This window comes from Holospora curviuscula, assembly GCF_002930195.1.
Taxonomy (GTDB): Bacteria; Pseudomonadota; Alphaproteobacteria; order Holosporales; family Holosporaceae; genus Holospora; species Holospora curviuscula.
Window position 1 is genome coordinate 1 of record NZ_PHHC01000039.1, and the last position, 1,464, is coordinate 1,464.

Annotated in this window: 1 protein-coding gene; it reads left to right on the forward strand. The window is 60.1% G+C overall.

The features are described from left to right. A partial coding sequence (locus HCUR_RS08075; protein ID WP_165780593.1) for a hypothetical protein occupies window positions 1-1,464 on the forward strand: 1,464 nt, incomplete at both ends.

Genomic DNA, 1,464 nt, shown 5'->3' on the forward strand with positions numbered 1-1,464 from the left:
GAATCTTCTCATAATGTATATATACAAGAGCGCCGCCACAGCACCCAGCCGGTGCCCGGGTCCATTGAAGGGGTGCGCGTTGAGCCGTTTACGGATCTCAGCCAGGCCAGCACTGCTATAACTCCGGCGGAGGGGCTCCACCTTTCGCTGCGGCGCGGGGCCTTCCAGGGAACCCAGTTTAAGGGGGAGGTGCGCATTGAGGCTAGGGAGGAGCTCCTTCTGAGCCCCGCCCTGAAGTATGACAGCTTTGAGAAGGGTTCGCTGGTCAAGGACTCTCGCATTCTCCAAAAAACCCAGGCTCACCAAGGCCAGGGGGTGGACTACCTGGACTGTTCTGTTCAGGGTCATTTGGCGGTGGATACGCCGCACCTGGAGGTTATTTCCACAACGGGCCAGCGCCCCCCGGGCCTAGAGGTGGCGCCCCGGCCAGAGTTTACCGAGATCCACCGCACGGTCGTGCCCTCTATTACTGAAGAATCCCAGAGACCTCGTACCACCTTTAAGCCTGCCTTCAAGGCTGCTTTGGGGGTGGGCGTTGCAGCTCTGGCAGGGGCCAGCGGAGGGATTGCCTCTGGCGTGCTTGCAGCTTGCGCTCAGGCCTTCATCCAGAAGGGAGGTCTTGAGTCTCTGGCCAACCACGAATCCCTCCAGCTCTCGGATATGCTCAAGGCAGCGGGAAAAAGCCTTGCAGTGCAAGGGCTAAGCTTAGGGGTTGGGGACTTGGGCAGCGCCGGGAACTTGGTTAAGACGACGGCAGCCCATAGCGCCATCTACGGAGGCAATCCTCTGGAAACCCTTGCCCGCCAAGGTGTTCTTCAGATCTCCGCCGCAGGAGCCTCAGAGATCGGCCAGGCCTATCGTAGCGGCCTTTCGGGGCTGGAACATAAATTACTCCACGGAGCCCTGGCCATGGCCTCCACTCTCTCCCTCCAGGCTCTGGAAAGCGGCACTGGAGACTGGAATCAGGCTCTTCTGGCGGCAGGCGCCACCATGGCGGCGGAATCCATGGCAGAGGGCTGCACGGGCATTATCCGAGAACAATTGCCTACCCGGGAGCTTAATGAAACTCAGGAAGACTATACTGAGCGCTGTCAGGAGGCAGCCCAGGCGCTGGTAGGTCGAGTTGTGGCATCGCTAAGAATCCTCCTGGCTACGGGGTTAGCCTTGGCGGGCAAGGATTCCGGAGATATCCAGGTCTGTGACACCGCGGCCACCACTGGCTTGGAGGAAAATTTTGTCACCACCATTCTGGCAGTAGCCTACGATGTAGCCCAGGGCGTAAAAGACGTGGGCGATGAGATCCAGGAGGGCAATTACTGGAGCGCCGCCGGTCAAGGAGCCCTAGCCGCCGGGTCCGTAGCATTGGATTTGGCCAGTGGAGGCGTGGGCAGCACCGTGGTAAAAGCCGGGGTCCGCTTGGCGCGAACCGCCTTAAGCAAAGACAAGGGCCCGGGGATACTGAAA